7 protein-coding genes are annotated in these 7,124 nt (G+C 40.0%); 3 read left to right on the forward strand and 4 right to left on the reverse strand.

Annotated features, from left to right (window positions below):
• Positions 1-615: 615 nt before the first annotated feature.
• From jag to rpmH, 4 genes are all read right to left on the reverse strand, one after another.
• Positions 616-1,236 (reverse strand): RNA-binding cell elongation regulator Jag/EloR, encoded by a 621-nt coding sequence (jag, locus tag WB217_RS16500; RefSeq protein WP_423994359.1) that lies wholly within the window; start codon positions 1,234-1,236, stop codon positions 616-618.
• Entirely contained in the window at positions 1,233-2,012 is a 780-nt protein-coding gene (spoIIIJ, locus tag WB217_RS16505; protein WP_423994360.1) for a YidC family membrane integrase SpoIIIJ, read from the reverse strand. The genes jag and spoIIIJ overlap by 4 nt, the downstream gene beginning before the upstream one ends.
• Before the next feature lie 168 nt (positions 2,013-2,180).
• Entirely contained in the window at positions 2,181-2,543 is a 363-nt protein-coding gene (gene rnpA / locus WB217_RS16510) for a ribonuclease P protein component (RefSeq protein WP_335375890.1), read from the reverse strand.
• Between the two features lie 208 nt (positions 2,544-2,751).
• Entirely contained in the window at positions 2,752-2,886 is a 135-nt protein-coding gene (gene rpmH / locus WB217_RS16515) for a 50S ribosomal protein L34 (RefSeq protein WP_013059930.1), read from the reverse strand.
• 1,163 nt (positions 2,887-4,049) lie between these two features.
• On the opposite strand from rpmH, the gene dnaA reads away from it, so the two are divergent.
• From dnaA to yaaA, 3 genes are all read left to right on the forward strand, one after another.
• On the forward strand, positions 4,050-5,396 hold the full coding sequence (gene dnaA, locus WB217_RS16520; protein ID WP_423994361.1) for a chromosomal replication initiator protein DnaA: 1,347 nt from the start codon (positions 4,050-4,052) through the stop codon (positions 5,394-5,396).
• A 183-nt stretch (positions 5,397-5,579) separates the two neighbouring features.
• Positions 5,580-6,716, forward strand: a complete 1,137-nt coding sequence (gene dnaN / locus WB217_RS16525) for a DNA polymerase III subunit beta (RefSeq protein ID WP_423994363.1) — start codon at positions 5,580-5,582, stop codon at positions 6,714-6,716.
• Positions 6,717-6,928: 212 nt separating this feature from the next.
• A partial coding sequence (yaaA, locus tag WB217_RS16530; RefSeq protein ID WP_423994364.1) for a S4 domain-containing protein YaaA occupies positions 6,929-7,124 on the forward strand: 196 nt, incomplete at its 3' end.

Below are 7,124 nucleotides of genomic sequence, written 5' to 3' on the forward strand. Positions count from 1 at the left end.
CACTTCTTTAATTTTAACTTATCCACATGTGAATAACAATAAAACCAAATGAGGAAATAATTGAATTTTATCGAGGCTGTGGAAAAGTGAAAATTAGATTTAAGGGAGTTTTTATAGGTTGGATTTCAGAAGGGAATTTCGAGTTCTTTTTTCAACCCATCTTGAGACCATTTCCAAGAATTTGCTTTTTAAAAATTAACTCGGTTCTACCAGTAGGAAAAACTAAACGGTTTCGAACAACGCAGAAGGTTTTCAGATCTATTATTGCTTTAATATTGGGCAAAATTATTCATTTCGCGGTAAAAATCTTCACACGAAATTACAATCTGTTTATGCGAAAACCTTCTGCAGTACGCGAACTGGAAAAACAGAAGATTTTTTCCCAGCTAATATGAATGTTACAGCTCACTCCACCATCGATTCCGCAGAATTTTGTCGAAATTCCGCAACTTCATCTGCCTATTCCGCGAAAATTAATACCATTTCCGCAACTTTATGTCGAAATCCCTCAACCTGGAAATTTCCAGCGTTTATTTCCAGCAAAGCCAGGCCCATTCTGATGCAAAAAAAACGCAAAAAAAGCCCCGATTCGCAAAGAATCGGAGCTTTTCAATATTATCTCGATGGCGCGATCACGATATGTCTATGTGGCTCTGTACCATCTGAGTATGTTTTGATTTTCTTGTTGGACATCAATGCAGTATGAATCACTTTGCGTTCATACGAAGGCATAGGTTCAAGCGCTACGGTCTGGCCCGTTCTGACTGCTTTTTGCGCGAGGCGGTCTGCAAGCTGGACGAGTGTTTCGTTCCGGCGCTTGCGATAGTCCTCAGCATCGAGCAATACAGTGGAATACTGTTCAGAATAGCGGTTCATGACTAGCTGAGTCAGAAATTGGAGTGAGTTCAGGGTTTGGCCGCGTTTCCCAATCAACAAGGCGATTTTTTCGCCTGTTAACGTCAACAGTACCGTCTTCCCTTCCCTTTTTACTTCAACTTCGATTGGAGCACCCAGGTTTTCCCCTATTGCTTTTAAATATTTGACCGTTTCTTCAACAGCGTCGATTTTCACTGTCACTTTGACGACAGCAGGACGATTTCCGAAAAGTCCAAATAACCCTTTTTTGCCTTCATCAATAACATCAATCTCTGTGCGGTCTTTGGTAGTCTTTAATTGAGCTAAAGCTGATTCTACTGCTTCGTCGACGTTTTGTCCTGTAGCAGTTATCTGTCTCACTTTTTACTTGCTCCTCCCGCATTGCCGGCAGCCTTTGCTTTTTTAAGATCCGGCCCTTTAATAAAGTACGTTTGACCAATCATAAATAGATTACCTACTACCCAGTATAATGAAAGAGCTGCTGGGAAGTTGATGGCAAAAACAACGATCATGATCGGCATCAGCCAAAGCATCATCGCCATTTGCGGATTGCCTTCCTGGCCAGCCATCATCATTTTTTGCTGAATGAAAGTAGTTATACCAGCCACAATCGGAAGAATATAAAACGGATCCGGTGCACCTAGATCGAACCATAAGAAATTATGTTCAGCAATTTCTCTAGTTCTAGAAATCGCATGGTAGAAACCAATCAAAATCGGCATTTGCACCACAAGCGGGAAACACCCTGCAAGTGGATTAACACCATGCTGCTGGAAAAGTGCCATCGTTTCCTGCTGAAGCTTTTGCTGGCTCTTCTGGTCCTTAGAGCTGTATTTTTCTTTTAATTTAGCCATTTCCGGCTGCAATGCCTGCATCGCTTTTGAGCTTCTCGTTTGCTTAATCATAAGCGGCAGGATCGCAAAACGGATGATCAAGGTAACAACAATAATCGAAAAACCAAAACTGCCTCCGAGCCATTCAGCCATCTTCACGATCAGCAGGGATAAAGGATAAACGATGTACTCATTCCAAAAGCCCTTGCTTTCTGGTGTGATTGGCTGGTTATACTCTGAACATCCAGTCAGCAATGACATCACTAAAAGCAAGCCCATTATCAATAATATTCTTTTTTTCAAGCTGTATTTCCTCCTCGCTTCCAAAAACATTCATTTATTTCAAGTGTTTGTCCCAAATTTATGTACATTTTCCCCCATAAATAACTGGCAGAAGCCAATTCAAGAGTATTTTAACATCTTTTAGTGGGAAGCGCTTTTAAAAAATGCAAATCACTCAATAATTTTACCTCAATCATTATCTCCAGCTTTCGGCTTCTTCAAAACCTTGCCAACTTTTAAAACATGCTCAAGACTTTTCTTTATATCATGCATCCCCATGTCAGCAGTCGGCTTGCGGGCAATGATGATATAATCGTTCCCATTATGTACGCGGTCCTGCAGTTCATGAAACGATTGGCGGACATACCTTTTAATCTGGTTGCGGACGACGGCATTGCCAATCTTTTTGCTCACAGAAAGCCCGATGCGGAAATTCTCCTGCTCCGGTTTCTTTAACACATAAACGACAAACTGGCGGTTCGCAACAGACTTTCCTTTTTTAAAAGCCTCTTGGAACTCTTTATTCTTTTTCACTCTGAAATCTTTTTTCATCTATTTAACACCTACAATTCTCAATGGATCCGTTCTCTTTTCCAATGGCTTTTTTGAAAATCATTTTCCAGGCCTTAGCACAGGGATTCATCTATCATTTCTTTCCTAAATAAATCCCTGGTATAAGCTGCAAGGCCAATAAGTTTACGAAAAGAGCCCAAAAATAGTATTGCCCAAAGAGAAAAAAGACCACTGACATTTCAGTGGCCTAAGCTGATAATACTTTTCTTCCTTTGCGACGACGGCGAGCAAGAACCTTACGGCCATTTGCACTGCTCATGCGAGCACGGAATCCGTGAACTTTGCTGTGTTTACGCTTATTTGGTTGGTAAGTACGTTTCATATATGTTACACCTCCCTGAGGAATAGCTGTTACAGACAGTCTTTGTAATTATAAAGATGAGCAGTGGAAATTGTCAAGTGCCTATTCCGAAAACTCCCCAGATTACAGCTAGAAAAAAATTTAATCTGTTAGTTAAAAAGGCCTTAACTTCTATTAAAGCTTAACTTCCTTCTCCCAATTAATCATAGCCTGTTTATAATTGAATTTTTTTCTCGGACAATGCTGATCAGATTTCATCATCCTGATCTCAATGTATGACTCTTTTCCTTCGCAACCTAACCTAAATAGAAAAGAACCTTTCGATAAAAGCTCGACTCCTAAAAAATACTCCTGGAATGAGATCTTGATTCAGACTTTAGACAAACTCGGAAAACAAAGTTGTTTACAGCCTTTTTTATTTAGATTTTCAATAAAACTAGTCTGTTGATTTCCGTTCCAGGCGCTTCGCTTTCCGGGGGGAGTGCGGTGAGCCTCCTCGATCGGACCCACGCACGATGGTAATGCGTTAGCATTTTCGCAGGAGCCTTCGCGTATTCCACTCCAATCAACAGGGTTACAAAAATAGATCGTGAACTTTATTTATCGACAAACTGACTAGATGTAAAAACCAGGAGTGTATTTTTCAGCTAACATATTTATTTAAATTATTTTTTCCGCAGATGGATAAAATAATTTAAATCTCCTTAAACAAATTTTTAACTTCAGCGAATTTAACCAGTTTCCGAGCCCCTGTGGACAAAAATCGACACCATTTTCTTTATCCACAGCCCATTTTCATACCTTTTACACAAGTCAAGGTCCTGTGGACAAATTATCTCCACAGCGATAGCATATTGTGGATAATGTATTAAAAGACGTTGCGCCATGCTGGATTATCTGATATTATATTTGTGTTTTCACTCTTAATAATTCGATAGCGGAAATATACTTATCCACAAATTGTGGATAAGCTGTGGATAGGTTATTCAGACCTGTTGTAAAACTTTGTCCACAGATAGTGGATATTGTCGAAAAGCTTATTTACTTCCTTATTATATATTTTTCCACATTCATAGTTTCGTATATTTATGAAATTAAGGGTTGTACAACGTGTATAACCTGTATTTTTAGTTAAAACGACAGGAACGTGTCTTTAAAAAACAGAGGAAAAGGAGGGATAGTTGTTGGAGAACATTGCAGATCTCTGGAATAATGCTCTCGCGAAAATCGAGAAAAAGATCAGCAAGCCAAGTTATGATACATGGCTGAAATCAACAAAAGCACATACGCTCCAAGGTGATGTACTTACAATTACGGCTCCTAACGAATTTGCCCGCGATTGGCTTGAAGAGCGCTATTCCCAGTTAATCAGCGGTATTCTGTATGAAATTACTGGTGAAGAACTAGCGGTAAAATTCATCATTCCCCAAAACCAAAATGATGAAGATCTCGACATTCCGTTACCTCCAAAAAGGGTGAAGAGGGAAGACGATACACCTGATTTACCAGTAAGCATGCTGAATCCAAAATATACTTTCGATACATTTGTCATCGGTTCAGGCAACCGTTTCGCCCATGCCGCCTCGCTGGCAGTAGCAGAAGCACCTGCAAAGGCCTACAATCCATTATTCATATATGGAGGCGTAGGACTAGGAAAAACCCACTTAATGCATGCCATCGGGCATTACGTCCAGGATCACAACCCGAATGCGAAAGTGGTGTATTTGTCCTCTGAAAAGTTCACAAATGAATTCATCAATTCGATCAGGGACAATAAAGCAGGGGATTTCCGCAATAAATACAGAAATGTCGATGTCCTGCTCATTGATGATATTCAGTTCCTGGCAGGAAAAGAACAAACTCAGGAAGAGTTTTTCCATACATTCAATACGCTGCATGAGGAAAGTAAGCAGATTGTCATTTCAAGTGACCGTCCGCCTAAAGAAATACCGACTCTTGAAGACAGGTTAAGATCCCGCTTTGAATGGGGCTTAATCACGGATATTACTCCGCCTGACCTGGAAACAAGGATTGCGATCCTGCGTAAAAAGGCGAAAGCGGAAGGTTTGGATATACCGAATGAAGTCATGCTTTATATCGCCAACCAAATCGATTCCAACATCCGCGAGCTTGAGGGTGCATTGATCCGCGTCGTTGCTTATTCATCACTGATTAATAAAGACATTAATGCGGACTTGGCAGCTGAAGCATTGAAGGACATTATCCCTAGCTCAAAGCCAAAGGTCATTACGATTCTTGATATCCAAAGAGTGGTAGGGCAGCATTACAATGTGAAGCTTGAGGATTTTAAAGCGAAGAAGCGTACGAAATCCGTTGCCTTCCCGAGGCAGATCGCCATGTATTTATCAAGACAACTAACAGATTTCTCTCTTCCTAAAATAGGGGAGGAATTTGGCGGCCGCGATCATACAACAGTCATCCATGCACATGAGAAAATTTCCAAAATGATTTCAACCGACTCACATCTGCAAAAGCAGCTTAAAGACATAAATGAACAGTTAAGGGTTTAGGGGAAAGTGTGAATAACTTACCATCAGTTGCGCACAGTCTGTCCACATGTGGATAGGCTGTGTTTCCTTTGATAAAAGCGGTTATCCACAAATCCACAGCCCCTACTAGTACTTCTACTATATTTTAAAACATATAATTATATGCATTTAAGAAAAAAATATTCCTAAACGGAGGCTTAAAAAATGAGATTTATTATCCAGCGCGATTCCTTGCTTCAGAGCGTCCAGGACGTTATGAAAGCAGTAACCAGCAGAACAACCATTCCTATTTTGACTGGAATCAAGATTGTTGCTAATGAAGAGGGAGTAACTCTTACTGGCAGCGATTCCGATATTTCAATCGAATCGTTCATTCCGAAAGAAGAAGCTGGAAATGAAATTGTTGAAATCAAACAGCCGGGATCCATTGTTTTGCAGGCGCGTTTCTTTAGTGAAATCGTTAAAAAGCTTCCTACAGACACAGTAGAAATCGAAGTACACAATAATCTGCAGACAATCATCCGTTCTGGAAGATCTGAATTTAATCTTAACGGTTTGGATGCTGAAGAATATCCACATCTTCCGCAAATTTCGGAAGAACATATTTTCAGGATTCCGACTGATTTATTAAAAGGCTTGATCCGCCAGACGGTCTTTTCAGTGTCCACCTCAGAAACACGTCCCATCTTGACAGGTGTAAACTGGAAGGTCGAAAACAATGAATTAGTCTGTATTGCAACAGACAGCCACAGGCTAGCTTTGAGAAAAGCGAAACTGGAAGCTGAGTATACTGGAAACTATAATGTTGTCATTCCAGGGAAGAGTCTGACTGAATTAAGTAAAATCCTTGATGATAGCTCAGATACTGTCGATATCGTCATTACTGAGAACCAGGTTTTATTTAAGGCAAAACATTTATTATTCTTCTCAAGGCTGCTTGAAGGAAACTATCCTGATACTGCGAGATTAATTCCGAATGAGAGCAAAACGGATGTAGTCGTGAACACGAAGGAATTTTTACATGCGATTGACCGTGCATCGCTTCTTGCAAGAGAAGGCAGAAACAATGTCGTTAAGTTTTCAACAATTGAAGGCGGAGCGATTGAAGTTTCATCCAATACTCCTGAAATCGGCACTGTAGTCGAGGAAATTCAAAGCCAGTCGATTGATGGCGAAGATTTAAAGATTTCATTCAGTGCAAAATATATGATGGACGCGCTTAAAGCGCTTGAAGGAACAGAAATCCAGATCAGCTTTACTGGCGCAATGAGGCCGTTCGTTATCAGACCGCTACATGATGATTCCATCCTTCAGCTGATTTTGCCGGTTAGAACTTACTAAATTCATACGACCACCAGTTTTTTGCTGGTGGCTTTTTTTATATATGTTCTTAGCTAAGACTTGATTAACACACCTGTGAATTGGAGCGAAAATCAACAACTGAGTTTCAACGCAACTATTCAAAATCAGCCTAAAAATAAGAAAATTTGTTTCTATGGAAAAAATTTAGTAAAATAAAGTATTAAGTCCTTTTGGAAGAAAAGGGTGAGACCGTGAATGAAAATGTGAAAATTGATACTGAATATATTACACTTGGCCAATTTTTAAAATTAGCTGATGTAATCCAATCCGGTGGAATGTCTAAATGGTTTTTAAGTGAACATGATGTTTTTATCAATGGTGAACAAGATCAGCGAAGAGGCAGAAAGCTTCGTTCCGGAGACCAGGTAAAAATTCCTGGAGTTGGCG

It is taken from the genome of Mesobacillus sp., assembly GCF_049588175.1.
Classification (GTDB): domain Bacteria; phylum Bacillota; class Bacilli; order Bacillales; family Cytobacillaceae; genus Mesobacillus.

Bases quoted from the DNA above. Each gene is read 5' to 3' on its own strand.
- rnpA (WP_335375890.1), bottom strand. From the start codon at position 2,543: ATGAAAAAAGATTTCAGAGTGAAAAAGAATAAAGAGTTCCAAGAGGCT.
- rpmH (WP_013059930.1), bottom strand. From the start codon at position 2,886: ATGAAACGTACTTACCAACCAAATAAGCGTAAACACAGCAAAGTTCAC.
- dnaN (WP_423994363.1), top strand. From the start codon at position 5,580: ATGAGATTTATTATCCAGCGCGATTCCTTGCTTCAGAGCGTCCAGGAC.